Annotated in this window: 25 protein-coding genes and 1 pseudogene; 10 read left to right on the forward strand and 16 right to left on the reverse strand. The window is 67.0% G+C overall.

The genetic code is table 11. The annotated features are described in order from the left end of the window. Positions 1 to 311: 311 nt before the first annotated feature. Positions 312 to 512, forward strand: a complete 201-nt coding sequence (locus ON41_RS13510; protein ID WP_040747947.1) for a hypothetical protein — start codon at positions 312 to 314, stop codon at positions 510 to 512. Then, entirely contained in the window at positions 513 to 779 is a 267-nt protein-coding gene (locus tag ON41_RS43765) for a helix-turn-helix domain-containing protein (protein ID WP_083905331.1), read from the forward strand. Positions 780 to 906: 127 nt separating this feature from the next. Here ON41_RS43765 and ON41_RS13515 read toward each other — a convergent pair whose 3' ends face one another. Both ON41_RS13515 and ON41_RS13520 read right to left on the reverse strand, forming a co-directional pair. After that, a complete protein-coding gene (locus ON41_RS13515; protein WP_040747948.1) occupies positions 907 to 1,686 on the reverse strand; it encodes an alpha/beta fold hydrolase in 780 nt (259 codons plus the stop codon). Positions 1,687 to 2,058: 372 nt separating this feature from the next. Then, positions 2,059 to 2,997 (reverse strand): MerR family transcriptional regulator, encoded by a 939-nt coding sequence (locus ON41_RS13520; protein WP_040747990.1) that lies wholly within the window; start codon positions 2,995 to 2,997, stop codon positions 2,059 to 2,061. Positions 2,998 to 3,086: 89 nt separating this feature from the next. Between ON41_RS13520 and ON41_RS13525 the strand changes: the two genes are divergently transcribed. Further along, positions 3,087 to 3,404: a hypothetical protein gene (locus ON41_RS13525; RefSeq protein WP_157185456.1), complete on the forward strand. Its 318-nt coding sequence runs from the start codon at positions 3,087 to 3,089 to the stop codon at positions 3,402 to 3,404. A gap of 208 nt (positions 3,405 to 3,612) precedes the next feature. Here ON41_RS13525 and ON41_RS13530 read toward each other — a convergent pair whose 3' ends face one another. From ON41_RS13530 to ON41_RS13550, 5 genes are all read right to left on the reverse strand, one after another. Next, a complete protein-coding gene (locus ON41_RS13530; protein WP_040747950.1) occupies positions 3,613 to 4,911 on the reverse strand; it encodes a cytochrome P450 in 1,299 nt (432 codons plus the stop codon). Positions 4,912 to 4,939: 28 nt separating this feature from the next. Further along, positions 4,940 to 5,779, reverse strand: coding sequence for a mycofactocin-coupled SDR family oxidoreductase (locus ON41_RS13535; protein WP_040747951.1), 840 nt, complete (start codon positions 5,777 to 5,779; stop codon positions 4,940 to 4,942). A 540-nt stretch (positions 5,780 to 6,319) separates the two neighbouring features. Further along, complete coding sequence (locus tag ON41_RS13540; RefSeq protein ID WP_051161381.1) at positions 6,320 to 7,609, reverse strand: aldehyde dehydrogenase family protein; 1,290 nt, start codon at positions 7,607 to 7,609, stop codon at positions 6,320 to 6,322. Between the two features lie 29 nt (positions 7,610 to 7,638). Continuing rightward, positions 7,639 to 8,469, reverse strand: coding sequence for a mycofactocin-coupled SDR family oxidoreductase (locus tag ON41_RS13545; protein ID WP_040747952.1), 831 nt, complete (start codon positions 8,467 to 8,469; stop codon positions 7,639 to 7,641). Positions 8,470 to 8,483: 14 nt separating this feature from the next. Next, positions 8,484 to 9,227 carry a carboxymuconolactone decarboxylase family protein gene (locus ON41_RS13550; protein ID WP_040747953.1) on the reverse strand — a complete coding sequence of 248 codons (744 nt, stop codon included), beginning with the start codon at positions 9,225 to 9,227 and terminating at the stop codon, positions 8,484 to 8,486. A gap of 87 nt (positions 9,228 to 9,314) precedes the next feature. On the opposite strand from ON41_RS13550, the gene ON41_RS13555 reads away from it, so the two are divergent. Beyond that, a complete protein-coding gene (locus ON41_RS13555; RefSeq protein ID WP_040747954.1) occupies positions 9,315 to 9,992 on the forward strand; it encodes a TetR/AcrR family transcriptional regulator in 678 nt (225 codons plus the stop codon). 620 nt (positions 9,993 to 10,612) lie between these two features. On the opposite strand, the gene ON41_RS41560 is transcribed toward ON41_RS13555, so the two are convergent. Further along, positions 10,613 to 11,113, reverse strand: a complete 501-nt coding sequence (locus ON41_RS41560) for a hypothetical protein (RefSeq protein ID WP_169336483.1) — start codon at positions 11,111 to 11,113, stop codon at positions 10,613 to 10,615. Between the two features lie 250 nt (positions 11,114 to 11,363). Here ON41_RS41560 and ON41_RS13560 point away from each other — a divergent pair, with 250 nt between their 5' ends. Continuing rightward, entirely contained in the window at positions 11,364 to 11,921 is a 558-nt protein-coding gene (locus ON41_RS13560; protein ID WP_051161383.1) for a VanZ family protein, read from the forward strand. Positions 11,922 to 11,994: 73 nt separating this feature from the next. Further along, the gene (locus tag ON41_RS43600; protein ID WP_218003442.1) at positions 11,995 to 12,294 is read left to right on the forward strand and encodes a helix-turn-helix domain-containing protein; all 300 of its coding nucleotides are present in this window, start codon (positions 11,995 to 11,997) and stop codon (positions 12,292 to 12,294) included. Here ON41_RS43600 and ON41_RS13565 read toward each other — a convergent pair. After that, a complete protein-coding gene (locus ON41_RS13565; RefSeq protein ID WP_040747955.1) occupies positions 12,251 to 13,171 on the reverse strand; it encodes an NAD-dependent epimerase/dehydratase family protein in 921 nt (306 codons plus the stop codon). The two genes, ON41_RS43600 and ON41_RS13565, sit on opposite strands and share 44 nt — an antisense overlap. 317 nt (positions 13,172 to 13,488) lie before the next feature. Here ON41_RS13565 and ON41_RS13570 point away from each other — a divergent pair, with 317 nt between their 5' ends. The 4 genes and pseudogenes from ON41_RS13570 (at position 13,489) to ON41_RS13585 (ending at position 16,373) form a co-directional block, all read left to right on the forward strand. Next, a complete protein-coding gene (locus tag ON41_RS13570; RefSeq protein WP_040747956.1) occupies positions 13,489 to 14,064 on the forward strand; it encodes a TetR/AcrR family transcriptional regulator in 576 nt (191 codons plus the stop codon). Positions 14,065 to 14,169: 105 nt separating this feature from the next. After that, on the forward strand, positions 14,170 to 15,099 hold the full coding sequence (locus ON41_RS13575) for an acetoacetate decarboxylase family protein (protein WP_040747957.1): 930 nt from the start codon (positions 14,170 to 14,172) through the stop codon (positions 15,097 to 15,099). 78 nt (positions 15,100 to 15,177) lie between these two features. Next, positions 15,178 to 15,567 (forward strand): annotated as a pseudogene (locus ON41_RS13580) (aldehyde dehydrogenase family protein); the annotation flags it as partial. Positions 15,568 to 15,662: 95 nt separating this feature from the next. Next, complete coding sequence (locus ON41_RS13585) at positions 15,663 to 16,373, forward strand: type 1 glutamine amidotransferase domain-containing protein (protein ID WP_040747959.1); 711 nt, start codon at positions 15,663 to 15,665, stop codon at positions 16,371 to 16,373. A gap of 149 nt (positions 16,374 to 16,522) precedes the next feature. On the opposite strand, the gene pgl is transcribed toward ON41_RS13585, so the two are convergent. The 7 genes from pgl to ON41_RS13620 all read right to left on the reverse strand — a co-directional run bounded on the left by pgl (position 16,523) and on the right by ON41_RS13620 (position 25,200). Continuing rightward, positions 16,523 to 17,281 (reverse strand): 6-phosphogluconolactonase, encoded by a 759-nt coding sequence (gene pgl / locus ON41_RS13590; protein WP_040747960.1) that lies wholly within the window; start codon positions 17,279 to 17,281, stop codon positions 16,523 to 16,525. Positions 17,282 to 17,316: 35 nt separating this feature from the next. After that, entirely contained in the window at positions 17,317 to 18,363 is a 1,047-nt protein-coding gene (locus tag ON41_RS13595) for a glucose 1-dehydrogenase (protein WP_040747961.1), read from the reverse strand. A 14-nt stretch (positions 18,364 to 18,377) separates the two neighbouring features. Further along, positions 18,378 to 19,496 carry an FUSC family protein gene (locus ON41_RS13600; protein WP_083905332.1) on the reverse strand — a complete coding sequence of 373 codons (1,119 nt, stop codon included), beginning with the start codon at positions 19,494 to 19,496 and terminating at the stop codon, positions 18,378 to 18,380. Then, complete coding sequence (locus tag ON41_RS13605; RefSeq protein WP_051161384.1) at positions 19,493 to 20,953, reverse strand: sugar porter family MFS transporter; 1,461 nt, start codon at positions 20,951 to 20,953, stop codon at positions 19,493 to 19,495. The genes ON41_RS13600 and ON41_RS13605 overlap by 4 nt, the downstream gene beginning before the upstream one ends. 344 nt (positions 20,954 to 21,297) lie before the next feature. Continuing rightward, a complete protein-coding gene (locus tag ON41_RS13610; RefSeq protein WP_051161387.1) occupies positions 21,298 to 23,235 on the reverse strand; it encodes a S9 family peptidase in 1,938 nt (645 codons plus the stop codon). Positions 23,236 to 23,366: 131 nt separating this feature from the next. Beyond that, on the reverse strand, positions 23,367 to 24,326 hold the full coding sequence (locus tag ON41_RS13615) for a zinc-binding dehydrogenase (protein ID WP_051161389.1): 960 nt from the start codon (positions 24,324 to 24,326) through the stop codon (positions 23,367 to 23,369). A 151-nt stretch (positions 24,327 to 24,477) separates the two neighbouring features. Beyond that, positions 24,478 to 25,200: an alpha/beta fold hydrolase gene (locus tag ON41_RS13620; RefSeq protein ID WP_040747963.1), complete on the reverse strand. Its 723-nt coding sequence runs from the start codon at positions 25,198 to 25,200 to the stop codon at positions 24,478 to 24,480. Between the last annotated feature and the right edge of the window lie 48 nt (positions 25,201 to 25,248).

A 25,248-nucleotide genomic window follows, 5' to 3' on the forward strand; every position in this document is an offset into this window, starting at 1 on the left:
TTGCGGGTGTGGCTGCTGCGGGCCACCGAACTGCTGGTTGATCGTTACCCTCCCGATCGCACATCCGCCCGGCACTCGGTTCGCCGGCCTTCCAAGACTGCAAACGGGGACCGTAATCGCCCCCCACCGGGGCGGCATCGGTGTCGCCCGCACCCTACGTACGTGGTTCCACTGATCCGCCCCGCGCGGCGAAGCCGGAGATCTATCACCCGGGCCCGGCGTGCGGCATGTGGCCAACTTCGCGACCGTGCTCGGGGCGCTTGCATGGGCGTCGGTGAGCAGACCGTGAGCAGACGGCGAGGGACGAGGCGGTGCGCCGCAGTGCGGCCGAGGCGTGCTTCTTCGATCTGTTCGCGGCGGTCGACGGCTCCCAGGTGGTCGGTGCCGTCGCGAACGCTGTCGGCGTCCGCGATACCGGGCTGGGCATTCGGGATGGCGTGCAGCGGATCTGGAAATCGGCATCTACGGCAACCGGACATTGTGCAGCACAACCGGTCTCGGCGCGCCGGTAGATGAGATGGTCCGCTCGGTGGTGGGATATCGCCCTCTCCGCGTCGGCCGGATCGACCAACGCCGAAATAGCCGCTCGCCGGGGCGGTTCGCGCCGTACGGTCGAAGCGCAGATCACAAACATCCTGAAAAAACTGTCGATCGGATCACGTACACAGATAGGGCTGGCGGTCCCGCCCGAATCTCGCGTACGGCTCAGCGCGCACGACCAACCAGATCGACGTCCAGCGGTGTCTCGGAACGTAAATAGCTCCTCTGTCGAGCCGTAGTAGCGGTTTCGGCGGGTTGTCGGTCAACGGGCATGGCGCGGAAGACGACATCGGAGAGCCGGCGTTTCAGGATCCAGGTTGGGGCACGATTGTTCGCCGGTGGGCTGGGCCTATTGGCGGGGTGGGGTCATTGCCCCTGGTCGAGGAATTCGTTGACCGCCTTGGCGAAACCGTCGGGGTCATTGGTGTAGACGAAGTGGTCGGTGTCGAGTTCGACAAGGCGGGTGTGGGGGCGCTGGTCGGCCATGGCGCGGGCCTGGTCGGCGGGGATAGCGCCCCGGCTGCCGCGGATGATCAGGGCGGGGCAGGTGCCGGCGAGCCAGTCGGCCCAGTGGTCACCGTGGACCTGGTCCTCGGAGTCGATGATGTCGAGGGGGTGGAACGGCAGGCTCCAGGTGCCGTCGGCGCGTTCGCGGACGAGTGCGCCGAAATGGGCTGCGAGTGGCCCCATCTCATCGATGAGCTGCTGGCGGGTGGCGGCTTCGTAGGGCAGCGTGCGCAGGAACTCGAACGGGTTCGCGCCGTCGAGCCCGAGCGATACGGCCATGTCGGCGTTGATGATCGCCTCGACGCGTTCGGGGTGCCAGGCGGCGAGCTGATAGGCGTTGAGGCCGCCGACGGAATGCCCGAGCAGCACCGCCCGCTCGAGGTCGAGGTGGTCCAGTAGCGCGAGTACGTCGGCCACGTAGCCCTCGCGCGAATAGTCGGCCGGGCGGTCGGAGTAGCCGTGTCCGCGCTGGTCGAGCGCGATCAGCCGCCATCCGGGAGCCAGCCGCTGGGCCAGTCCGGTGAAGCTCTCGGCGTCGGACATGTGGCCGTGCAGGGCCAGCAGCGGGCGTCCTGTCCCGCCGAAGTCGAGGTAGGACAGGGTGCGGCCGGCGATGTCGAAGGTGGCGCGAGTGGTCATTGTCAGCTCCGTTCTTGTCGTGCTGACATGACAGTAACGAGTCTTAGACAAATGTGCAAGACATATGTATGAGACGTATGTTCTCCTGTGTTCCGCAGGTGGGGGCGGGGTTGGCAACAGGTTTTCGAGGAGGCCGGGAGGCTGTTGCCGGGGCGGTAGCGGGCGGGCGTGGTCGAGGCCGGGGCGGTTCGGTCGAGGACTCGTCGAGGGATCCGCTGTCTGGTGGTCGAGCCGGGGGAGAAAGGTAGGAGGGATTTCAGCTAGGGGGCGTAGCTCCTACCAGATCTGGCGTATCGCAACCGCATTGCAGGAGAACGTTTTCGGCGAGTCCGCTTGCATGGTGCGGAGAAGTACGAAACTGGTACTCCCTGCCTACTTCTCGGAATAGGTGTGTAGTGCCTGGGTGAACCAGGTGAATACCGGCCCCAGATCCTCGACCGGAGGCCAGCCGTTGATCGTCGCGACCAGTTGCCAATACCGCGCTACGCGAAAGTCGTTGGCGATCTCGAGCCGCTCGAGCACCCACCGGCGCAGCTGACTGTCATCTGCTTTGCCGAAGGTCTCGGCATACTGCGCGGTCAGCACGTCGACCACGCCGGCGGCTGCCGCCGAATCCGGTGTGACGCCCGTCGCCAACGCCCGGCCGACGTCGGTGCGCACCTTCTCGGTCAGATGGTGATGCAGGCCCGTGGTGTCACCGGCGGCGCGTTCCTTTGCCTGGTATTCGGCCATGCGTCGCACCGCGGCCCGAAAGTCGTTGTCCTGCACCAGCTCCACCAGCTCCATCCACGCTTCGACCTGCGCTGCGGTGGCGTCGTCGGGCAACTCGGGCATGCTCGATCGCAGCAACTCCAGCATGGCCGGGTTGGCGTCGACACCGCCGAAGGTGTCGTCGATGAAATCGTGAATGAAGCGATGCCGTTCGGCCTGCGACAGATTCACCAGTTTGTGCATCAGATCCATCTCCTCTGGGTTCGATTCCCGCTTCGCGACCGCCTGCAGCACCGCGCGCCGCAAGCGCAGCACCCGGATCTGCACATCCAGTGCCGCCGCGTGCGCCGCGGCGACCTCGGCCAGCGAACTCTCGCGGGCCAGGACGCGGCGGACGGTGTCCAGGTCGACATCCAGTTCGCGCAGCGTGCGGACCAGATCCAGGCGCGCCGATGCGTCGGCGTCGTACAGGCGGTAGCCGGCCGGGCTGTGACAGGTCGCCGGAACGATCCCCTTGTCGGCATAGAACCGGATCGTCTTGACAGTCAAACCGGTCCGCGCGGCCAAGGCCCCGATCGTCAGAAGGTTCTCGTCGTCCATGCCCACAAGAATGACGTCTCCCCCTGATGGAGACTCAAGCCCGATCGGCTGATCGGTCGGCGCTGCCATTGGTCACGGTGAAGCTCGACATGGCAACCACTCTGGCGCACGTCGCGCCGGACCGGTTCGGTCCTGACTCAGGCGTCTCGTATACCACCGACGGCGGGGCGAATACCGTCCGGGCCAAGACCCTCCGCCGGGCCAACGGCAGCGGGCAAGGTTGCACCGTGAGTCGTGAGCCCCGTGCGCCGCGCCGCGGCGCCCGCCATGGACTGGACGCGGCCTTCGTCTGGGACAACCTCGACCTGGTCAGTGAGGTAGGCGCTGAAGGGATCCAGCAAGTGGGGACCGATTCGCCGCAAGACCTCGCGGACACCATGCACGCCGCCTGGGTCCGATTCGCCTGAACCGGTACCCCCGGCTGGCCGCGCTACAAGCGACCCGAACGCACAACGATGCTCTTCGACACCCTCAGCCGCGTCGAATCCGATCGCGCCGGACCTTCTTCGATGAAGTGCTCGTCACGAGCGACGATCAAGCTGCCCGGGCGGCCTCGGCCTGTCGGCCACCGTCCTCCGCGCGGGACGAGTCGGCGGTCGGAGTCGACGGACGCCTTCATCGGGCGTCGCCCGCGGTGCGGGTGGGTGTGAAGGTGATGTGCAGGTCGTGGAGTCCGCGCAGGAGGAAGGTCGGTTCGTAGTGGTAGGTGCGGTTGCCGGCGGGGCCGTGGGCGGTGTCGTCGATGGCGATGTCGGTGGCGCGGTCGAGGAGCCGGTTGAGGGTGACCTGGCCTTCGGCGCGGGCGAGCGGGGCGCCGGCGCAGGTGTGGATGCCGCGGCCGAAGGCGATGTGCTCGCGGGCGTTGTGGCGGTCGAGCCGGAACTGGTCGGGGTCGTCGAATTTACGTGGGTCGCGATTGGCGGCGCCGATGCACAGCATCAGGATCGTGCCCGCGGGGATGTCGACATCGCCCAGTCGGGTGGTCTTCTTGGCCAGCCGGAAGTCGACCTTGGTGGGGCTCTCCAGGCGCAACGCTTCCTCGATGAACGGGCCGATGAGGCTGCGGTCCTCGCGGAGTAGTTGCTGGTAGTGCGGCTGTTCGGCAAGGACTTTCACCGCGGAGCTGAGCAGTTTGGTGACTGTCTCCTGTCCGGCGGCGAACAGGAAGGTGGCCGGGCGGACGAGGTCGATGACCGGGGGAGTAGTCCCGTCCGGATACGTCGTGGCGGCCAGGACGCTGAGAATGTCCTCGCGTGGTGTGCTGCGCCGGTCGGTGATGTAGGCGCTGAAGGTGTCTTCCAGCCACTGCAGCGGGTTGCTGCCGACCGGTTCGTGATCGAGCGCGCCGACCCGGCTGCCGGGGGCCTTGCCAGCTCCGAGGGTGGCGCGGAATTCGTCGCGGTCGGCGTCCGGGACGCCGAGCAAGTCGGCGATGACCAGTGTGGCAAAGGGTTTGGCGTACTCGTCGAGCAGTTCGCAGCGTCCGTTGGCGAGGAATTCGTCGAGCTGGCGGTCGGCCTGCCGCCACATGTATTCCGCGTTCTCCTTCAGCCGCTTCGGGGTCAGGAGTCTGGCCAGCAGCGCCCGGGTGCGGGTGTGGTCGGGCGGGTCCATGGTGACCATGTGCTCGAAGATCGGGAACTGGTGGCGATGCTGTTCGATCTGGGCGGTGATGTCGTCGCCGGTCGGGGTGAACGGCAGCGGCGGGAACGGCCCGCCGATCGCGATGCACGCGGAGAACGCGTCGGAATTACGGAACGCCTCGCCGGCCTCCTGATATCCCGTCACCGCCACCACGCCGTAGTGCGGTTCCCGGAACACCGGGTTGTGACTGCGCAGAGAGCGCAGGTATTCGTAGGGATCCTGAGCGATGTCCGGATCCGAGAAATAGTCGACCGACGCCAAATCCGTCATGGGTTCGACAACCTTTCGCAAGAGTCTCTTACTTCAGCGTGCTGCCCGCATCGACCGTCAGGGGAAGCCCGGTGACATAACGCGATTCGTCGGAGGCGAGGAACAGCACGGCGTTGCTGATGTCCACCGGCTCGACCCAGCCGATCGGCAGGACGTGCATGAACTGGGCCACGGGCGCGAAGTCGTCCTTGGTCGGATTCTCCAGATCGGGCCGGAACATTTTCATGGTGCCCTCGTTCATGAACATGGGCGTATTCACGTTCGTGGGGCAGACGGCGTTGACCCGGATGGAGTGCTCGCCCAGTTCGACGGCGAAGGACCGCATCAGGCCGATCACACCGTGTTTCGCGGCGATGTAGTGACCGGTGTTGGCGTAGGCCTTGAGACCGCCGACGGAGCTGGTCAGGATGATCGAACCGCCGTGTCCGCCCGTGATCAGATGGGGCACAGCGGCTTTCACGGTTTTCCAGACGCCGGACAGGTTGATGCCGATCATGATGTCCCAGTCCTGCTCGCTGGTGTTGTGGAGCAGTTCTCCGCCGTTGCCGATACCCGCGTTGGCCGCGACGATGTCCAGCCGGCCCAGCTGTTCGACACCGCTGTCGAGGGTGGCCCGCACCGCGTCGAAATCCCGCACGTCGACCTCACTGGCGATGATCCGCCGGCCCAGTCCCTTCACCAGATCGACTGTCTCGGCTAGATCTTCGGGAGTCGCCGCCGGAATCTGGTCGCTGCCGCTGACCGGGGCGCACGCGTCGACGGCGATGATGTCGGCGCCCTCCTGCGCCAAACGCACTGCGTGACTTCGCCCTTGGCCTCGTGCCGCACCTGTGATGAAGGCGACCTTGCCCTCGACCCGACCTGCCATGAGGCACCTCGCTCGTAGCTGTCGGACACCTCCGTGCCCGATCTTCCCTGACCGTCAATTTGCTGATCGATCGATAAAACTGTGACATTCGGCGGACGGGCTGTCAATGGCCTCTTCGCGCATGATCTGGGCTGTGGCCCCCATGAGTCGCAGCCGTGTCCCGCTGTCTTTCTCGTTGGTCACGTGCCTGGCCATGCCGCGACCATATCCGCATGCGACGCGAGACCCGATCTCCGGCTGCCGCGGCCGCGACCGCTGGCGAAAGACTCACTTTTGCTGATCGATCGATCAATTTCAGGTGATCACGGTGGCCTCCCTCGGGCTCCCGTTCTGAGCGAGGCGGCCGAGCATTCCCATCGATGACACGCTGGCCGAGGTTCTCGGTGACAACGCCGCGGCGCGCCGGGCTGTCGAGCTTCTCGTTTCCGATACCGACGACTTCGCGTCCGGCCGGCCGAGAAGCGCCGGGAACGCGTTGATCGCCGAGTCCGGCGTGGGTGTGACTTGCTGACATCGAAACCCACTGCGAGAGCGGTGTTCTCACGGCATCGCGATGCGAATGTTCTTGACCTGCTGGAATTCGTGCAGTCCTTCCAAACCGCCGGCGCGTCCGGTGCCACTGTGTTTGTATCCGCCATAGGGGCTCTGGGGTGAGAGGTCGCTGTTGCGGTTGATCCATATCGATCCGGCGGTGAGGCGGCGGGCGATGCTGTGGGCGCGGACGAGGTCGCGGGTCTGGATGTAGGCGTTGAGTCCGTAGTCGGTGTCGTTGGCGAGCGCGATGGCGTGCTCCTCGTCGATGAATCGCAGGACCGAGACCACGGGACCGAAGGTTTCGATCTGTGCCAGTGGCGAGCGGTTGTCGACGTCGGCGAAGACGGTGGGTTCGAGGTAGTAGCCGTCGGCGAGGTCGCCGCCGATGCGGTGCCCGCCGGTCACCAGCTCACCCGCTCCGTCGGCGACGGCGCGGTCGATCGTGTGCAGGATTCGGTCGACCGCGGCTTGGCTGATCACGGGACCGACGAGGACCTGCGGGTCGAATGGGTCACCGATGACAGCCGAGGCGATCACGGCCAGGAACTCCGCCATGAAGGCGTCGAAGATCGAGTCCTGCACCAGGATCCGGCTGCCACACGCACAGCTCTGCCCCGCTTGCCCCAACGGCCCCTGGAACGCGGCCAGGCGCGCCGCCGGACCGAGGTCGGCGTCGGCGAAGACGATGTTCGCCGATTTCCCGCCGAGTTCGGTGGCGACGGGAGTGAGACTCCGCGCCGCAGTGGCGAGAACCGTGCGGGCGGTGTGGCCGCCACCGGTGAAATGGATCTTCCCGACACCCGGGTGCTGGACGAGTGCGTCCCCTCCGGCCGGACCGGATGGGAGGACGTTGACCAGCCCGGCCGGCAGACCGGCCGCGAGGAAGAGTTGACCGAAACGCAAAGGGGTGAACGGCGCGAACTGTGAGGGTTTCAGGACGACGGCGTTGCCGGCGGCCAGTGCGGCCGCGACAGCGAGCCCGATGACCACGAGTGGCCCGTTCCACGGCGCGATCACACCGACCACGCCGTAGGGCTCGCGTTCGATCAGGTTGACGTCGAATTTTCCGGATACCGGTGTGCTGGCGCCGTGAGCTTTGTCGATGTAGCCGGCGTAGTAGCGGATGAATTCCTCGGCCAGTGCGACGTGCCCGGGACTCATCCTGATCGGCACTCCGATGGCAGGGTAGATGTGCCGGTGGGTGCCGCCCGACGAGTCGTGGACCCATTCGCCCCCGATGAGCAGGCCTGTGGGCAGCGCATCGGGTGATGTCGGGACTGGAAGGCTGGGTGTCATGAGAAATCTCTGATCGTGGGTGCGGGCGGTCAGCGGATCATGAAGCCCGCGTCCAGCGGCCATTGGATTCCGGTGATGAATCTCGCCTCGTCGGAGACGAGATAGGCGACCGCTCCCGCGATGTCCTCGGCTTCGAGCATCTGCAGCGGTAGCGCGTTCTGCATACCGGAGATCGAGTTCGCGCCCCCGGCCGCCGCCTGTTCCATCAGTTCCCGCATGGCGTCGTTGTGGGTCATGCCGCTGGCCACCCCGGTCGGGTGGATGGTGTTCACCCGGATCCATTCGGGGGCAAGGTATCCCGCGAGGCCCTGCATCAAGCCGACCACACCGCGTTTCGCGGCGGCATAGGCGTTGCCGCTGGCGAACAGCGAGGGAGAGGCCTTGAGCCCGGCCGTCGAACTGGTGATGACGATGGATCCGCCGCGTCCGCCTTCGCGCATGGCCGGTAGCGCGGCGCGGATCGTGTGGTAGACGCCTGTCAGATTGGTGTCGATGACGTCGTTCCAGTCGGCGAGGAAATCCTCGGATTCGGGCCCCATCCTGATGATGCCCGCATTGGCGACAACGATGTCCACTCGCCCGAACTCCCGGTAGCCGTCCTGGAACGCCGCGCACAACGCCGGATAGTCGCGGACGTCGGCCTTGCGGGCGACCATCCGACGCCCTTGTGCACCAACAAGTTTCGCGGTCTCGGCGAGGTCGGCCGCACTGGCGTTGGGGTAGGTCATCGATGCGACGTTCTCGCAGATATCGATACCGATGATGTCGGCGCCCTCGCGAGCGAGCCGTATCGCGTGGGCGCGGCCTTGGCCACGGCCGGCGCCGGTGATGAACGCTACGCGTCCGTCCAATCCTGACATGATCGCTTCCCTTCTCAGTGGCCCAGCCGGGCCCAGGCGGCTTCGGCTACCGCGTGCAGCGCCTCGCCTTTGGCGAAACCGGAGTAAGCCGCGAGTTGCAGGACGACCTCGTCCATCTCGGCCTTCGTCAGGTCACCGGATTCGAGCGCGGAGCCGACATGGGAGGCCAGCGGTAGCGCCGCGTCGCATACCGCGACAGAGGCGACGGTGATGAACCGGCGATCGCGCCTGCTCAGCCCGGGACGCTGCCAGACATGGCCGAAGACGAAGTTGAGGATCCCGGCGTGGATGTACGGGGTGTCCGGCGACGGGGCGTCGATCAGATTTACCTCGATGAACTCGCGAGTGCCCTCGGCGATACGGTCAGCCCAGTCGGTCGAGCCCAGACTCTCGTTGTCCGGGATCCGGATCGCGGCATCCAGCCCGCGGGAACTCTGGACGCGGGCCCATTGCCGGCGCACGATGCCCTCCAGGTGCGAGGCCTTGGGCCAGCCGTTGTAGACGGCGAAGTGCAGAACGAACTCGAGCATCTCGTCGATGGTGAGGTCGTCACTGTTGAGCGCGGCGAAGACCTGGTCCGCGATCGGCTGCGGTGCGTCCGCGGCCGCCACGCAGGTCAGCGTCACCCAACGTCGTTCGCGCCGTGGCAATCCCGGCCGCGCCCACACCTGATCGATGACGAAGTCGCGGGCGGCGCGCTCGAACGGTGTGCCGGCGTCCGGCGGGTCGACGGTCATCACGGACCGATAGCTCACCATGATTTCTACCTTCTACTGAAAACTAGATCTAGCGACTTCACATTAAGTCGAGAGACTTAGATTTGTCCAGAGTGGTTTGATAGACCCATGACCGAGTCGGCGACCCCTGTTGGCCTCTCCGCCAAGCAGCAGCTGGTACTCACCGCGGAACGGCTGTACGCGGTGCACGGCATCGACGGTGTTCCCCTGCGCAGGATCAGCGCCGAGGCGGGGATGGGCAACAAGTCGGCCGTGCAGTACCACTTCGGGTCCAAGCAGGGCCTGATCGATGCGATCCTGCTCAACCGCGTCGAAGAGCTGACTCGCCGCCGTCGTTTGCTCGAAGCCCGGCTCCCCGAAGGCGATCTGCGACGAGTCGTGGAGGCGCACCAGCTACCGCTGATGGAACTGGCCGAGGACGAGAACTGCTACTACCTGTCGTTCCTCGAACAGCTCGTGCGGGACTTCCACCCACTCGACAAACTGCCCGCCACCCACCGCGACTCGGAGCGCGCCTACTACACGCGAGTCGGAGCGCTCATAGCCCATGTGCCCCAACCACTTCGAGACATCCGGATCCACCAGGCCTCAGCGATCTGCCTGCACATCTGCGCCGACCGCCATCGCATGCGCGGCGCGGGATCAACCGTGGCGCCATTCGCGGTCCACGTCAGCCAACTGCTGGACACGCTCGTCACGCAACTGTCCACACCCCCGTCCGGCGAAACCCTCGCCGCGCTGGCGAACTCACAAGTAGAACACCCCACCCTCAGCGCCCTGCCATGAACGGCGGTTGCCCTACTGGGCTCCGGTTGGAAGGATCTTCGAAAGGTCTCTTACACAACCGAATACGTCACCGGCGCCCTGCCGGGCCTCGGGCGGCCGTACGACCGCGGATCGGACACATCGGAATCGGCCATGAGATCGACTCGACAGCATCCGGGAGTTGATCGGCTCATGCCCCGCCGGACCATTCGAGGGTGATCTTGAAGTTCGGGCCACCTCGAAAACCCCGCCCGCCACCACCGACTCCGAGGGGGTGAGGGGAACAAGCCGCCGCCGCGGTTCGCGCACTATGCCGACTGGGTGCAGCAGTGGCTGCTGCCGGTGACCGCGGTCCGGGTCGTGGGCAACCACCGCGAGGGCCAGTACACCTGGTGCCGCCAATGGTGAGCCCACCACGGCGTCGCGGTCCGGTTTGCCGCCCTGCACGCCGTCTTCGAAGCCGCCGGTCCTCGCTGGCGCAGCGGGCCGAGATGCTCGCGAATTGCAGTGCGTGGCCGAGTACCTCGTGGAGCGCGAATTGGCGCGCGACGGCCTCGGTGAAGCGGGCGTTGCGGAGGTTGATTCGTAGCCGGGGCTTCTGGCCGGCGCCGTCGAGCCAGTAGCTCCAATGCGCGTCGATATCAACGGTTTCGATGCTGAGGTCGTACGGTGCGGTCGATCCCGTTGCTGCTCGGACGGCCGGTTCCAAGTCGGCTGCGGCTTCCTGGATGGCGTCGGCGCTGTCGGAGGTAGTTCTCGGACCAGCCTTTCGGGTCGCATCCCTGCGTCCGTCGAATGTAGCGCGCGAGTGGTTCCCGCTCGCCGAGGAGGGCGGCGCAGTAGGCGATGTCTGCGTCGATTCGTGTCGCGAGAGCGGCATCGTCATCGGCCTGTGCTTCGGCCTGGATTGCCGTCAAACGATGTAATGCTTCGAGCCTGTTGGCGACGGCCGGGACTTCGGTTGGTGGGGGCGAACAGTCGTAGTCGATTACCGGGTGCGCGTCGCGTTCGATCTCCCGACGTAGCGTCACCGACTCGTTCGGCCGCAGGGAGTCTCTGGTCAGCGTGACCACGACGTTCTCGCCGTCGTAGTCCCACAGTAGGTCCTCTGTAGCACTGCTGATGTTGCCGTTCGGCTGCACTTCCTCGCCCGAACAGGTGACCGGAGCCGATGGAGTCAGGTCCTCGACCGCAACTGGTCGTCGTTGCCCAAACCCCCTCACCGGGAACACCGTTCGGCGAGGGAGAAGCGGTGCTGTCCGTCGTGAAGTACGGCGAGCCCAACTCCTGCCGATGACGGCCATTATTGGCCTTCGGTGGGTTCGGGATCTACACGGAACCGGCACACTTTCGGCACCGTGCGTTCGGGGTGGGCGATATAGGTTTTTGTCCATGCGGCAGGTGTGGGAGTCCTGGGGGCCGGTGCTGGTGGTGTGGGCGGTGGGGATCGCGCTGATGCCCGTGGTCGTGGCGCTGCTGGCGCGGTGGCAGATTCGCACGGATGTTCCTCGGCGGATTGCCGTGCGGCGCAGTGTTATCGAGGTGGGTGTGGTGGCGGGGACGCTGCCCTGGGCCTGGATGATCCTCACCCCGACCAGGGGTGTGCGGGCGGTCAGTCTCGTTCCGCTGCGCGATATCGCCGCGACGGTGGGCGAGGTGTCGGTCGATACCGTGGTGCAGATTGGCGCGAATATCGCGGTATTCCTGCCGCTCGGATTCCTGCTGCCCCTGCGTTTTCCGCGCTTCGCCGGTGTATTGCGGATGGCCGTGCTCGGCGCGGTGTTGTCGGCGGCCCTCGAGGTCGCGCAGTATGTCCTGGATCTCGGGCGGGTGTCATCCGTCGACGATGTGCTGATGAACGCCGCCGGTGCGGGCATCGGTGCCGCGCTGGCCCGGGTGTGGCGCACGAGGCCCCGGGGCCCTCGAATGATCGAATGGAGGGATGCCTGATGTTCATACGGCAGTGGCTCTACGGGCGCGATGCTCGGCAGATCGAGGATAGGGTCCGCAGCACCCGCGCACCTTGCAGCGACGGTTCAAGGAGGCCACGGGCCTGACGACGACGGAGTACATCCAGGCGGCGCGCATCGCGAAGGCCCGCGAGGCCCTGGAGCTGACGAACGAGCCGGTCGCTCGGATCTCCCGCAGCGTCGGCTATCTCGACGTGTCGAACTTTCGGCGGCTTTTCAGCGCGCGACGGGAGTCACGCCGTCGGAGTACCGCAACCGGTTCGGCATCGCGGCACGCGAAGGCAGTCGCCAAGATGGCTAGTCGGGTGGTCAGTCTGCGAGGATCCGCTGGACTCCCTCCCAATAGGTGGTGACCTGGAAGTCGGGAAAGCGGGTCGCGAACTTCGAGCTGTCGAAGATGTTGTCGTCGCGGTAGCGGCCGAGCAGCTCGTACATCTCGTCGAGTGGCTCGACGAAGCGGCGCCCGAGGCGGAATGCGAGCATCGGCAGCACCGTGTAGCCGATCTTGCGGCCGGTGACCTCGCCGGCGATCTCGATGAGCTGGGCGTAGGTCTGCCGGTTCGGGTCGATCGGGAGGTGCCAGGTCTGGCCGTAGGCGTCCGGGGTGTTGCCGAGCAGGGCCAGGGCCCGGCTCGCGTCGGGGGTCCAGATCAGGGAGCGCTCGGTGTGTGCGTCGACCGGGACGAACGGACGCTTGCCCGCCTTGATCCGGTCGAACACCAGCGAATTGGTGTAGCTCTTGGTCGAGCCGGGTCCGTAGAACTCGGGGGCGCGGCCGATGAGGCCCTGCACCCGGCCGGTCCGGATGGCCTCGAGCAGCATGGTGGCGATTTCGCCACGGACACGTCCCTTGCGACCGGCCGGTGCGAATGCTGTCGATTCGGTCTGGGGCGCCGACGTTCCGGGATACATGTAGGTGTTGTCGAAGAAGACGAGCTTGGTCCCGTGTTCGGCGCAGGCGTCGATGACGTTGCGCATGATGACGGGGAACTGACGCTCCCACAGCTCCGAGTCCAACGGCAGGCCGACGGTGAGGTAGGCGATCTCACTGCCCGCGACAGCGCGGTTGGTGGCCTCGGCATCGGTGAGGTCGGCGGCCACGAGTTCATCGGTGTCATCGACCCGTGACGGCTTGCGGCTGACGAGGCGAATGTCGTTGGTGTGGTTGCGGTGGAGCTCGTTCACGAGCTCGTCGGCGATCGGTCCGCCGGCGCCGAGGACGGTCTGCATGTGGTCTCCTCGAGGTGGTGGGGCGGTGTCGACGTCAGCTCGGTGGCGAGCGGCGTCGTGTCACGATGCGGTCGACCACCGTGGCCGGGGTACGGACCCAAGCCGGTGTGGTCGTTGGTCGAGCCTGGGGGCACCTGGTCGGGTGTGGTGCCAGTGTGTCACCGCGGTCGACGCGACAAGCCGTTTGGTGACGTCGTCGACGGCCCGGTCGGGGGATAGCGCATCGGTCGCCCCGGTTGACGACGAGGGCCGGTCGGTTCCTCCGGACGTACGCTATGTTTGCAGTGCTAACAGAGCGTAGAAGGACGAAGTGAGCAATGTCAACATCGGAGAAGAGTGGTTACCATCACGGCGATCTACGGGCAGCGCTGCTGTCGACCGCGATGGAGATGCTCGAGGCCGGCGAGCCTTTCTCGCTCCGCGCAATTGCGCGCCGGGCAGGCGTGTCGCCGACGGCGCCGTACCGCCATTTCAAGGACCGCGACGCATTGGAGTCCGCACTGGCCGTCGAGGGCTTCCGGGACCTGCTGACGGACCTGAGCGAAGGGCGCAACCCGCCCGCTTCACTCCAGGATCTGGCCGAGTTCGCGGTCGCCTACGTCGCCTTCGCGCTGCGGCGTCCGGCTCTGTTCCGCGTGATGTTCGGCAAGCCTTGCGACGATGCGGACGACGAGCGGGTCGAGGCGGCCGACGCCCTGCACGAGTTGCTGGCCGACGCGCTCGGGCAGGTCTTTCCCGAGGCGGACGCCTCGGCCCTGACGTCGGCCGGCTGGGGGCTCGCTCATGGGCTGGCCTGCCTGCACCTCGACGGCAAGCTGCGGGCGGCGTCCGGCGAGGAGGTCGCCGAGGGGGTGCGCAGCGCCTTCCTCGCGATCGCGTCGGTCGGCTCCTGACGCCCCGCCGCACGCCCGTCACGCATCTCGACCTGCATTGTTGACAGTGCTCACATGTCGTGCGATCCTCAGTGTTGACACAGCTTACATTGGAGGAGGGACTCGATGGCATCGACCGGCAAGCTGATCGACCGGACCGTGGAGGTCGACCTCGGAGGGCATCTCGTCACCGTCCCGGAAGGCGGCCTCTACGACCGGTTCCGGATGAACACCGACCTCGACGAGGTCGCGCGGGACCCGAGGGTCAGTAGCGTCGACTTCTTCCGCCGGATGCCGAAGACCCGCGTGGATTCCCGCATCGGACCCACGCTGACGCCGAACTTCTACTACCGCATCGCCACGGCCCGGCTCACGATGCTCGCGCCGACGAAGGCGATCCGGGCTCGCCTGCCGAAGGAGCTGGATCCGCTCGAGATCGCCCCGGGGCTCGGGATCGTCTCGGTGATGGCGTTCCGGTACGACGTGTGCGACATCGACTTCTACACCGAGGCCGCCGTCGGCATCGCCGTCAAGCCGGCGCGGCACGGCGGCGGGCTGGGCTTGCTCGACCTGGTCACCGGGCTCAAGAATGATTCGCTGCACTCCTACGTGCTCTCGCTTCCGGTCAACACCGAGATCGCCCAGGTACGCGGCCACGACGGCTACGGCTTCCCCAAGTGGGTCACCCAGCTCGACGTCGACATCGACACCGAGCGCACCTCCGCCAGGGTCACCAACGACCAGGGTGGCCTCGACCTCGCCCTCTCGGCGCCCACCCCGAAACAGACTGCCCGGCCCACCGGTGCGCACGTCTCGACCCTGACCTCTTACACCACGATCGACGGTGCCTGGCACTCCACGACCAGCCAGATCAACATGCTCTCCTCGGGCACGACGCGGTTGCCCCGCCGCCTGGACCTTCAGCTCGGCGAGGGCCGGATGAGCGAGGACCTGCGCTCGCTGAAACCGATCCGGACGATCCAGCTCGACGTCACCACCGAAGGCCAACTGGCACTGCACATGCCAGTGCCCACCTCCATCCAGGATCGGAGCTGACGACCAGATGACCACCACGACTGCCGGCCACATCGCCACCGTCGCACCGGCTTCGCTGACACCGGCCCGGCTCCACCCGCCAGCGGGCGCCACATCGCGCGCGACGCAGGGGAGCGGCTCGTCGGCGCGTCGCTGGAGCTCGGCGGCAAGAACGCCGTGATAGTGCTCGCCGACGCCGACATCGAGAAGGCCGCCGCCGGAGCGGTCGCCGCATGCTTCCCCTCGGCCGGGCAGCTGTGCGTGTCCATCGAGCGGCTCTACGTCGCCGATGAGATCCACGACGCGTTCGTGGCCGCGTTCGTCGAGCGCACCCGGGCCATGCGCCTGGGCGCTGCCTACGACTTCTCGGCGGACATGGGCTCTCTGACCACCCTCCCGCAGCTCGAGACGGTCAGCTCGCACGTCGACGACGCGGTGTCGAAAGGCGCGACGGTGCTGGCCGGCGGCAGCGCCCGGCCCGATCTCGGGCGTTCAAGAGGCTGCGCACCCTGGGCGTCCGATGACCACGTGACACGACGGCCGACCACCTTGTCACCCGCCCCCGCAGGAAGGAAGATCAGTCAATGACCAAGCGTGTCCTGCACGTCGTCACCAACGTCGGTCACTACGACGACCCGTCCCACGCCACCGGGCTGTGGCTGTCCGAGCTCACGCACGCCTGGCACGTGTTCGACGAGGCGGGCTTCGAGCAGACCCTGGTCAGCCCGGCAGGCGGCCCCGCGCCGCTCGAACCGCGGGCACTGAAGTTCCCCAACTACGACAAGACCGCCAAGGCCTGGCGCGCCGACCCCGCGAAGATGGAACTCCTCGCGACCACGAAGAGCCCCGAGGAGATCGATTCCGCCGACTTCGACGCCATCTACTTCACCGGCGGACACGCCGTGATGTACGACTTCCCCGACTCCGAGGGCCTGCAGCGCATCACCCGCGAGATCTACGAGCGCGGTGACGTCGTGTCCTCGGTCTGCCACGGCTACTGCGGGCTTCTCAACACCCGGCTCTCCGACGGCTCCTACCTCATCGCGGGCAAGCACATGACCGGCTTCGCCTGGCAGGAGGAGGTGCTCGCCCGCGTCGACAAGCTGGTGCCCTACAACGCCGAGCAGCGCGCGAAGGAGCGCGGCGCGCTCTACCAGAAGGCGAAGCTGCCGTTCGTGTCCTACACCGTCGTCGACGGAACCCTCGTCACCGGCCAGAACCCGGGTTCGGCCAAGGCCACGGCGCGAAAGATCGTCGAAGCCCTCGCGGGCAATACGTCGCAGGCTCGCCCCTGAGACACGGTTGTTCCGTGGGTCATCGACGGGGTGATCGAAGTCGTGGTGCTGTAACCGCGTGGCCCGCCCACAACCCGTGACCCCGGCAATGAGCGTTCACCGGTCCGGTGATGTGGCAATGCTGGGGTCGAGGCGGGAGGGCCTCGCCATCAGGATGTGCGCGGCTGATCATCGGCGCCCGCCTGGAGCCGTGACGCCGCGCCCGCATCCAGGAACCACGTGGTGGATTCGATGCCGATCGCACCCGCCGCGGGGACGTCGTCGGGGTCGGCACCGGCGATCGCGGCGGCGACCGCTTCGGCCTTCCCGGCTCCGGCCACGACCAGCGCGACATGGCGGGCGCGATGGACGGCCGGCAGGGCCAGCGTGACTCGGGCCGGTGGCGGTTTGGGGGAATTCGTCACCGCGACCACGAGGTTGTGCTGTTCGCGCACGGCATCGCTGTGCGGGAACAGGGAGTTCATGTGCCCTTCGGGGCCGATACCGAGCAGGTGCAGGTCGAATGCGCCGTGTTCGGCCAGGAACGACTGCACGAGGGATCGGTAAACGGCGGCGGCCGCTGCCGGATCGGGTGAGTCGTCGGAGGTGGCCATCGGGTGGACCCGGGCCGGATCGATCGGGACGTGGTCCAGCAGTGCCCGCCGGGCTTGCAGGTCGTTGCGGTCCGGGTCGCCCGCGGGCACGAATCTGTCGTCGCCCCAGAAGATATCGAGCTGCGACCAGTCGACGTCCGCGCTGTTCTCACGGACCGCCTCGAGCATGCCGATGCCGGTTCCGCCGCCGGTCAGCACGGCCGACGCGGAGCCGTGGGCGGCCTGTGCCCGGCCGATGCGAGCGGTGAACATCGCCGCTCCCGCGGCCAGCAGGGCGGCGGAATCCGGATAGACCTGTACCGAGCGCTCAGACATGACGCACCTTTCCGGAACTGTTCGGTGGGGGACGGCTATTGCCGCAGGTCGACGACGACCTTGATGTCGTCGGGGCCCTTGTGGACTGCCGTCGGGTATTCGGCCATCGCCACCCGGCGGGTGATCATGCGTTCCAGCCAGCTGTGATCGGCCTGTGCCAGGGACGCGGCGGCCTGTTCGTAATGGCGGCGGGCGGCGTTGACGCTGCCGAAGACCACGGTGTTGTCGAGCACCATCAGTTTGTTGATCGCGTTGGTGTTCAGCGTGGTCGTGTCGGCGGCGCTGGCGATGCCGGTCAGGCACACGATGGCGTTGCGGGCGACCACCTCGCCGAGTTCGGTCACCAGCGGTCCGTGGCCGGTGGTCTCGACGACGATATCCGGGGTGAGGCCGATGTCCCGGACGTCACCGGTATGGAAGGTGGCACCCAGGTCCCGCAGCAACTCGACCTTCGGGCCGCCACCGTTGCGGTCCAGGACGTGCACGTCGAGGCCGCGCTGCGCGCCCATCAGTGCGGCGCACAGCCCGATCGGGCCGGCCCCGGTGACCAGGACTGCCGACGGTTCCCAGGGGAACCGTGCCCCGATCCGTTCGATCTGTTCCCAGGCTTTCGCCAGAATGGACGCGGGTTCCATCAGGACGCCGCAGTCGCCGAGCGCGGGGTCGAGCCGGATGGCGAACTCCGGTTCGGTGCGCCAGATCTCGGCGCCGAATCCGTTGCGGGCCTTGATGCCTCGCTCGGTGTATTCGCCGTTGGCGCAGAAATCCCAGTCGCCGTGCGCACACGGCGCGCAGGGCACCGGGTCGGGGTGGCGGACGATTCCCGCGACCAGGTCTCCCGGCCGCAGCCCGCTGTCGGCGGGGGCCTCGAGGACCTCGCCGAGCGATTCGTGCCCGATCACGAGCCGATCGCCGCCGGGTGGCAGCCAGCCGTACCCGTTCTCCACGATGTCGACATCGGTGCCGCAGATGCCGAGCAGCCGGCCGCGCACCAGCACCGACCCTTCCGCCGGCGTGGGGTCGGGGAAGTCGCCGACCTGCAGCTGTTCCGGTTTACCGGGGACCGCGGTGATTGCTCGCATGAGAGTCCTTCCCGTCAGAGTGATGTGCGACCACTGGTGGTGCGGCGGGGGTAAACCCGGCGCATGTTGGGCACCGGAGCCACGCGGACCGCGGACGTCTCCCTTCGCAGGACCCGTTCGGCCTCATCGATCGAGACCCCCGCGAACACCAGGACGTCGAAGACCACCATCCGGATGGCCGACCAGCCGACATCCGAACCGGAGCGACCGACGACCTCGACGGTGTCGTCGGCCGCCCGCTGCCGCGCCGAGCCGCTGCCGGGCGCGACGGCGAGTGTCCCCAAAGCTGTTGCGAGCCTGTGGACTTCGGGTGCGAGAAGGCGCTGCTCCTCGGATCCGACGAATGCGGAAGTCCGGGTCAGCGACAGGCAGCTGTTGCCGAGCAGGTCGAGACGCCGTGCGGAGACGCACTCCCGCTCCACCGCTTCGCGCCCACGCCACCACCAGGGGGTGCGGGAGACGGCGGCGGCCGCGCTGTCGCGCGCGTGTCCGAGCCGGGTGAGCTCCTTGTATACCGAGCGCAGTGGGCTGTCGATCGACACGACCGGTGCGGTATGAGGCGCCGACATGGCCTGCGCGGTGAGTTGCAGGGCGCGTGCCAGGTCCGCCAGGATCGCGGACTCCGACCGGCGCAGCAGCGCCAGCGGGTGGGCGGGGAACAGGACCTGGCTCACCACGAGTGCTACCGCCGCGCCCAGCAGCGCGTCCTCGACCCGGGCGGTGCCGGCGAACTTGCCACTCGATACCGAGATGATCGCGCTGACCCCCGCCTGCGCCATGGTGAGCCTGTCGCCGCCGATCACCAGCCCGGCGACGAGGGCGAGCAGGACAGCGGTGCCCATCGCCCAGAAGCCGTGGCCGAACCACACCATCATCAGCTCGGCGACCAGCAGGCCCAGCACCACACCGATGACGAAGCGCACCGCATTGGTACCGCGCCCGCCGCGATCGGTGTTCAGCGCGATCAGAGTCGTGATCGGCGCGAACACCGGATTGTGGTGATGGATGAGGCCGGTGGCCAGCAACCATGAGACGGTCGCCGCGGCGGTCTGCTGCAGCGCCGGCCACAGGCCGTAGGTCAGACGCATTCGCGCAGCGGACAGCGCCGCACCGGCGCGATCCGCCGCGATCATCCGTGCGCACCGATCCCGGGCCCGGCACCCAGCCGCGACCGCGGCGGCTGGTGGTGGAAACGGGCATCGAGTGCGGCCGCGATCTGACCGTCGGTGCGGTCCTTGGTCTCCGGTACGTACCGGGCCACGAACAACAGACCGAGCACGCAGATGACACCGAATATCAGGAAGGCCTGGCCCTGCCCGATCGCGACCGTCAGCGGCAGGAACGCCTGGCTCACCGCGAAGTTCGACAGCCAGTTGGTGGTCGTCGCGCTGCTGGAGCCGATGGCCCGAACCTGCGGCGGGAAGATCTCGCCGACCAGCACCCAGAACACCGGGCCCAGACCCGCGGCGAACGCGGCGATGTACAGGACCATGAACACCAGCGACAACACGGAATTCATCTCGCCGATGAAGCTGATGCCGAGCAGTGTGACCGCGACCGCCATCCCGGCCAGCGAGCCGAGCAGCAGCTTGCGGCGGCCGAGCCGGTCGATCGTGGCCATCGCGATAACGGTCATGACCAGGTTGATGATGCCGATGTACACCGAGTAGTAGATCGAGTTCGATGCGGACAGGCCGGTACTTTCGATGATCGTCGGCGCGAAGTAGATGATCGTGTTGATACCCCCGAACTGCTGGATGACCGCCATGGCCAGCGCGACGATCAAGGCCGGGCGGACGGCAGGCGCGAGGAGCGCCTGTCGGCGGGAGCGGTGGTCGCGGGCGTTCTCCTGCTGCTGCTCGTGCAGCCGTTGCTCGTACCTGCCGATCAGGGCGTCGGCATGGGCGGCGTCGGTGACCTTCAAGATCAGGCCGCGGGCCTGCTCGGACCGTCCGGCGCCGACCAGCCAGGCCGCCGACTCCGGCACGAACAGCAGCGTGCCGAAACAGAGGATCGTCGCCGGCACGAACCCGGCCGCGAACATCCACCGCCAGCTACCGCTACTCGCGAAGGCCAGGTCCACCAGGTAGGACACCAGAATGCCGACGGTGATCAGCAACTGGTTCATGCTCAGGATGCGACCGCGGATCTCCGCGGGGGATATCTCCGACAGATAGACGGGCACGGTCGCCGACGCCGCGCCGACCGCCAGGCCCAGCACGATCCGGGCGAGTAGCAGCACCCAGTAGTCCTGCGCGGAGATCGCGAGTGCCGTGCCCACGATGAAGATCGCGCCCTCCAGCGACAGCGCGCGTTTACGGCCGACCGAGTCCGCGATGCTTCCCGCCGACATCGCACCGATCATGGCGCCGATCAGCAGGACGCTGACGATACTGCCCTGCTGTGCGGCGTTCAGGTCGAAATCGCGGGTGATGAACAGCAGCGCCCCGGACACCACGCCGGTATCGAACCCGAAGAGGAACCCGCCCACCGCGATGAGCGACGCCCAGACGATGATTTTGCGTTTGCCCTCGTGACTGATCTGTTCGAGCGGACCTGCGGTGCCCCGGACCTGCGAGATAGCTGGCATGGTTCGATTCCCGTCGCGTCTCACACGCGGATATCGCGAGTAGTTCACCCGGCGTGTGCTCGTCATCAACTCCGGACCGTCGCAGCGGCACTTACCGGAGTGCCGTTGCCTGTCCAGCCATAGACAATCACCACGAACCGTTCACCACGCCCAGTGCGGGGACGTCGGTGTTCAATCTCGAACTGGAGAATTCTAACCGGCGTCTCCGGCGCGGGACCGGGTGAACCGGAGACACTGTTATCAAGCCGATTCGATGTAGCCACATATTAGCCGTGGGCTCCAGGGGCTGGTGATCGGCGTTGCGTATCCACTTCGACACCGTCATCGGGCGCGTGATTTTCGGGTCAGTCCGTGCTCGGGGGTTCGGACCGGTCGGCGCTGCGGCCGCCGAGGTAGCGGGCGAAGTGCTGTTCGATCGCGCGGTACAGCATTATCCGGTTCTCCGGGTTCTCGAAGCCGTGGCCCTCGTCGTCGGCGACCAGGTATTCGACCGGGACACCGCGCTCGCGTAACCGGGCGACGATATTGTCGGATTCGGCGCGGACAACGCGGACGTCGTTGGCGCCCTGGGCGACCAGCAGCGGGGTGCGGATCTTGTCGACCATGGTGATCGGGGACCGGGCGAGCATATCGGCTTCCTGCTCCGGGATTTCCGGGTCGCCGACGTAGCGGTACCAATTGTTGATACTGAGGGCCCGGGTGAACGGTGGCAGGGTGCGCAGGAAATTGGCGAGATCGGAGACGCCGACGTAGTCGACAGCGGCGGCGAAGCGGTCGGGCGTGACGGTGACGCCGACGAGGGCGGCGTACCCGCCGTAGGAGCCGCCGTAGATGCCGAGGCGGTCGGGATCGGCGTAGCCGCGGTCCACGGCCCATTCGACGGCGTCGACCAGATCGTCGTGCATCGCACGGGCGAATTCACCGATCGCGGCCGTGGCATGGCGTTTCCCGTGGCCGAGCGAGCCGCGGAAATTCACCTGCAGTACCGCGTAGCCGCGGTTGGCGAGGAACTGCGCGTCCGGGCTGTACCCCCAGGAGTCGTGGTGCCAGGGCCCGCCGTGCACCGCCAGCACCAGGGGAAGGTTCCGCGGTTCCACCCCGACCGGCAGGGTGAGGTAGCCGTGCAGGGGCAGCCCGTCGCGGGCCGGGAAACCGACGGGTTGCATGGGGGCCAGGGTATTCGGGTCGCGATCGGGGTAGGCACGGAAAAGCAGGCGGGCCTCGCCGGTGGTGTGGTCGTAGAACCAGGTGACACCGGGGTCGCGGTCGTGGACGAAGGTGGCGATCCAGCGCTGTCCCGAGTCGTCGCCGGACAAGGTGCCGAGCACGCCGTCGGACAGTTTCTGCAACTGGGCATAGATTTCGGCGAATTGGGGGTCGAGGACTTCGATATGGGGTCGGTCGGCCACGAAGCGGGCGGCGAATATTTCGCCGCTACGCCGATAGGTGTGGACCGGAGGCGGGAGCACGCCAGGCAGCATCATCCCACCGATATCCAGGTCGTGGCCGTCGACCGCGGCGACGACGGTTTCCGCCCCGGTCTCATGGTCTATGCGGACCAACCGCAGGTCGTCGCCGTCCTGGAAGGACCCGACCAGCAGTCCTTTCCCGTCAGCCGTGACCTGCTGGGGGTAGACACCCATCGGGTGTTCGGCGCCACCGAGCCGGCGCAGTGGCCGCTTCTCCCCGGTCGGGTCGATCGCGGAGATCTCGACGGTGCCGTCCGCGGCGAGCACGGTGTGGAAGACGGATTCACCGCGGCGGTCGAGCAGGACGGCGGCGGTCGGATCGTCCTGTTCGAGGTGCAGGGTCGTTTCGCCGGTGGCGACGTCGATACGGAATGTGTCGAAGAACAGCGGGCGCCGGTTCATCGTCACCAGCACACTGCCGGGTACCGACGGCAGCGGTTCCGCGCCCAGCGCCCGCGAACCCGGGTCCAGCGGAGTGAGGTCGACGGCGGGCGCTGCGGGGTCGTCGAGGTCGACGCGGAAGAGGTGCCAGTCCTCGTTACCGTCGGTGTCCTGCAGGTAGAGCAGCCAGCGGGGGTCGTCGGTCCAGTAGTAGGTGGTGATCCCGCGTCGGGTGTCGTGGGTGACCGGGACGGCATCGTCATGGGTCTGGTCGACGCCGCGGACCCAGACGTTACGTCGGCCCCGGTGTGGGGCGAGGTAGGCGATGCGGGTGCCGTCGGGGGAGATCGAGGGGTTCGCGAACTGCGGGTCGGCGAAGAACCTTTCGATATCGATCAGCTCCGGCCGTTGGTCGGTCGGGTCTCCGGTCATGCTCGGTCTCCAGTTCGCTCGGTTCCTGCACTCGATTACGTATTGATCGAACACTGTGCCGCAGCGGCATACTCAAGCCCGGGAGCCGGCCGCTACCCGGATGGCTTCGCGACCCGCGCGACGCGCCCGGGCTATTGCTCCGGCAGGAGGACGATTGCAGCTTCGGAGATGCGCGCTTCCAGGTCCCGGTGGGCCGAGGCCGTCTCGGACAGGGGGTAGGTCCGGATCGGGCGGTTTCGGAAAACCCCGACATGCCAGGCGGCGAACAGGTCGCCCGCCGCGGTGAGCAGCGTGGCGCGGTCGGGCAGGTACTCGGCGGCCGGCGACTGCGTCGGGGTGATGCCCCTGCGCTTCAGGTCTGCGGTGTCCAGCTCCGGTGGCCCGGACGCCGTACCGAGAAGATCGAGGGTGGCGCCGTCGCGGAGAACGGACACAGCCTCGGCGAAGGTAGCGCGACCGACGGTGTCGTAGAACACGTCCACGCCGGCGCCGAGCTTGTCGATCGTCTTCTTCAGCTCGCCGGTACCGGCAACGACGACGTGCTGCAGGCCGAGCGCACGTGCGGCGGAAATACGCTGGGGCGATGAGACGAGCGCGACGACCGTCGCACCGAGATGCTCGGCCCACGGTGCGAGTACCGAGCCGACCCCGCCGGTCGCCCCGCTGACCAGGACCACGCTGCCGGGCTCGACGCGGTACACCCGGTGCAGCCGCCCCCATGCGGTGAGCCCGTTGGCGAGCAGTGCGGCAGCTTCTCGCGCCGGGATATCCGCGGGAAGCGGGATCAGGTCCGCCGCGGCGATCAGGCGCTTCGCTGCGTAGGCACCGGGTGAGAAGTAGTAGCCGACGCAGTCGCCTGCGGCGACCAGCGACACCTCGGGACCGACCGCCTCGACGACACCGGCGCCTTCGCCGCCGAGCACGGCGGGCGGAGCGCGGAGCGGGAAGGCGCCGCTCCGGAAGTAGGTATCCACGAAGTTGACACCGATGGCCTCTTGACGCAGGAGCACCTCTCCCACACCGGGGCTGCGCACCGCTTCGGTCTCGTACACGAGCTGGTCAGGGCCACCATGCCGGTAGAGCCGCACCACACCACTCACAACCGCTCCTCTCGAAATTTGCCGTCCGCCGGACACAGACACAGACATTTCCATCTCCTCGTTCGCGCCCCGAGCGGGGCACCGATCAATGCCCAGAAGTCGGGCGAGAACGCGTCGGCACCCAGCCCCATCTCGACAGGTTTTACACGTGAGCCCAGTGGGCCTCGAGTTCGCGCGCGACATCGGTCGGACGCTCTATCATCGGCCAGTGCGAGCTGCGCAGCTTGAAGACGGCACGTGCGCGTGTGGCATTACCGAGTTCGTCGGCGAAGCGGTGCGGAAGAAACGGATCGTCCAGGCCCCAGATCACTAGCGCCGGCGCGGTCACGTTGCTCAAACCTGGCTTCCACTCCGCCCCGACCTCGATCGCCGAACGGTAAAGGGCGAGAATGCTTGCCCTCATCGTGGCATCGAGATGCCGGACCGATTCGTTTGCCGCGTCGCGCGGCATCTGCGCCTCGTTGAGGCTTGCTGCGAACGCCTCGAGGTCGAGGTCTGCCATCCATTGCTCGCCCTCGCCTGGCGTTTGCCAGATCTTGGCAAGATAGTGCCACGGATACTCCGGATCGATCGGTCCGCTGATGCCTGTCCATGTCCGCACCAGATCTGGTCGGATAGACGCGAGACGGCCCGTGAGCAGAGACCCCCAATCATGACCGACCAGGTCGACGGGTTCGCCGATTTCTTCGATCTTCTCGATAAGCCAATCGAGATACTCTTCTTTCGTCGACGTGAATCCCGCTGGTAGGGGTACGCCAAACCCGGGGAGATCGATCGTCACAATATCTTCGCGTTGAAGATAGGAACGGACGGTGTCCCAAATCCGGTGGGTATCAGGTACACCATGGACGAGGACTGCAGGCATTTCGGATTCTCCAATTGATTGTTGTCGTGGTTGAATGGCCGGTCGGCC

This window comes from Nocardia transvalensis NBRC 15921 (assembly GCF_000308875.1).
Classification (GTDB): domain Bacteria; phylum Actinomycetota; class Actinomycetes; order Mycobacteriales; family Mycobacteriaceae; genus Nocardia; species Nocardia transvalensis.

What these genes read in the sequence shown, in the direction of transcription:
- ON41_RS43765 (WP_083905331.1), top strand. Translation starts at nt 513, where the DNA reads ATGAGATGGTCCGCTCGGTGGTGGGATATCGCCCTCTCCGCGTCGGCC.
- ON41_RS13515 (WP_040747948.1), bottom strand. Translation starts at nt 1,686, where the DNA reads ATGACCACTCGCGCCACCTTCGACATCGCCGGCCGCACCCTGTCCTAC.
- ON41_RS13520 (WP_040747990.1), bottom strand. Translation starts at nt 2,997, where the DNA reads ATGGACGACGAGAACCTTCTGACGATCGGGGCCTTGGCCGCGCGGACC.
- ON41_RS13525 (WP_157185456.1), top strand. Translation starts at nt 3,087, where the DNA reads ATGGCAACCACTCTGGCGCACGTCGCGCCGGACCGGTTCGGTCCTGAC.
- ON41_RS13530 (WP_040747950.1), bottom strand. Translation starts at nt 4,911, where the DNA reads ATGACGGATTTGGCGTCGGTCGACTATTTCTCGGATCCGGACATCGCT.
- ON41_RS13535 (WP_040747951.1), bottom strand. Translation starts at nt 5,779, where the DNA reads ATGGCAGGTCGGGTCGAGGGCAAGGTCGCCTTCATCACAGGTGCGGCA.
- ON41_RS13540 (WP_051161381.1), bottom strand. Translation starts at nt 7,609, where the DNA reads ATGACACCCAGCCTTCCAGTCCCGACATCACCCGATGCGCTGCCCACA.
- ON41_RS13545 (WP_040747952.1), bottom strand. Translation starts at nt 8,469, where the DNA reads ATGTCAGGATTGGACGGACGCGTAGCGTTCATCACCGGCGCCGGCCGT.
- ON41_RS13550 (WP_040747953.1), bottom strand. Translation starts at nt 9,227, where the DNA reads ATGGTGAGCTATCGGTCCGTGATGACCGTCGACCCGCCGGACGCCGGC.
- ON41_RS13555 (WP_040747954.1), top strand. Translation starts at nt 9,315, where the DNA reads ATGACCGAGTCGGCGACCCCTGTTGGCCTCTCCGCCAAGCAGCAGCTG.
- ON41_RS13560 (WP_051161383.1), top strand. Translation starts at nt 11,364, where the DNA reads ATGCGGCAGGTGTGGGAGTCCTGGGGGCCGGTGCTGGTGGTGTGGGCG.
- ON41_RS13565 (WP_040747955.1), bottom strand. Translation starts at nt 13,171, where the DNA reads ATGCAGACCGTCCTCGGCGCCGGCGGACCGATCGCCGACGAGCTCGTG.
- ON41_RS13570 (WP_040747956.1), top strand. Translation starts at nt 13,489, where the DNA reads ATGTCAACATCGGAGAAGAGTGGTTACCATCACGGCGATCTACGGGCA.
- ON41_RS13575 (WP_040747957.1), top strand. Translation starts at nt 14,170, where the DNA reads ATGGCATCGACCGGCAAGCTGATCGACCGGACCGTGGAGGTCGACCTC.
- ON41_RS13585 (WP_040747959.1), top strand. Translation starts at nt 15,663, where the DNA reads ATGACCAAGCGTGTCCTGCACGTCGTCACCAACGTCGGTCACTACGAC.
- pgl (WP_040747960.1), bottom strand. Translation starts at nt 17,281, where the DNA reads ATGTCTGAGCGCTCGGTACAGGTCTATCCGGATTCCGCCGCCCTGCTG.
- ON41_RS13595 (WP_040747961.1), bottom strand. Translation starts at nt 18,363, where the DNA reads ATGCGAGCAATCACCGCGGTCCCCGGTAAACCGGAACAGCTGCAGGTC.
- ON41_RS13600 (WP_083905332.1), bottom strand. Translation starts at nt 19,496, where the DNA reads ATGATCGCGGCGGATCGCGCCGGTGCGGCGCTGTCCGCTGCGCGAATG.
- ON41_RS13605 (WP_051161384.1), bottom strand. Translation starts at nt 20,953, where the DNA reads ATGCCAGCTATCTCGCAGGTCCGGGGCACCGCAGGTCCGCTCGAACAG.
- ON41_RS13610 (WP_051161387.1), bottom strand. Translation starts at nt 23,235, where the DNA reads ATGACCGGAGACCCGACCGACCAACGGCCGGAGCTGATCGATATCGAA.
- ON41_RS13620 (WP_040747963.1), bottom strand. Translation starts at nt 25,200, where the DNA reads ATGCCTGCAGTCCTCGTCCATGGTGTACCTGATACCCACCGGATTTGG.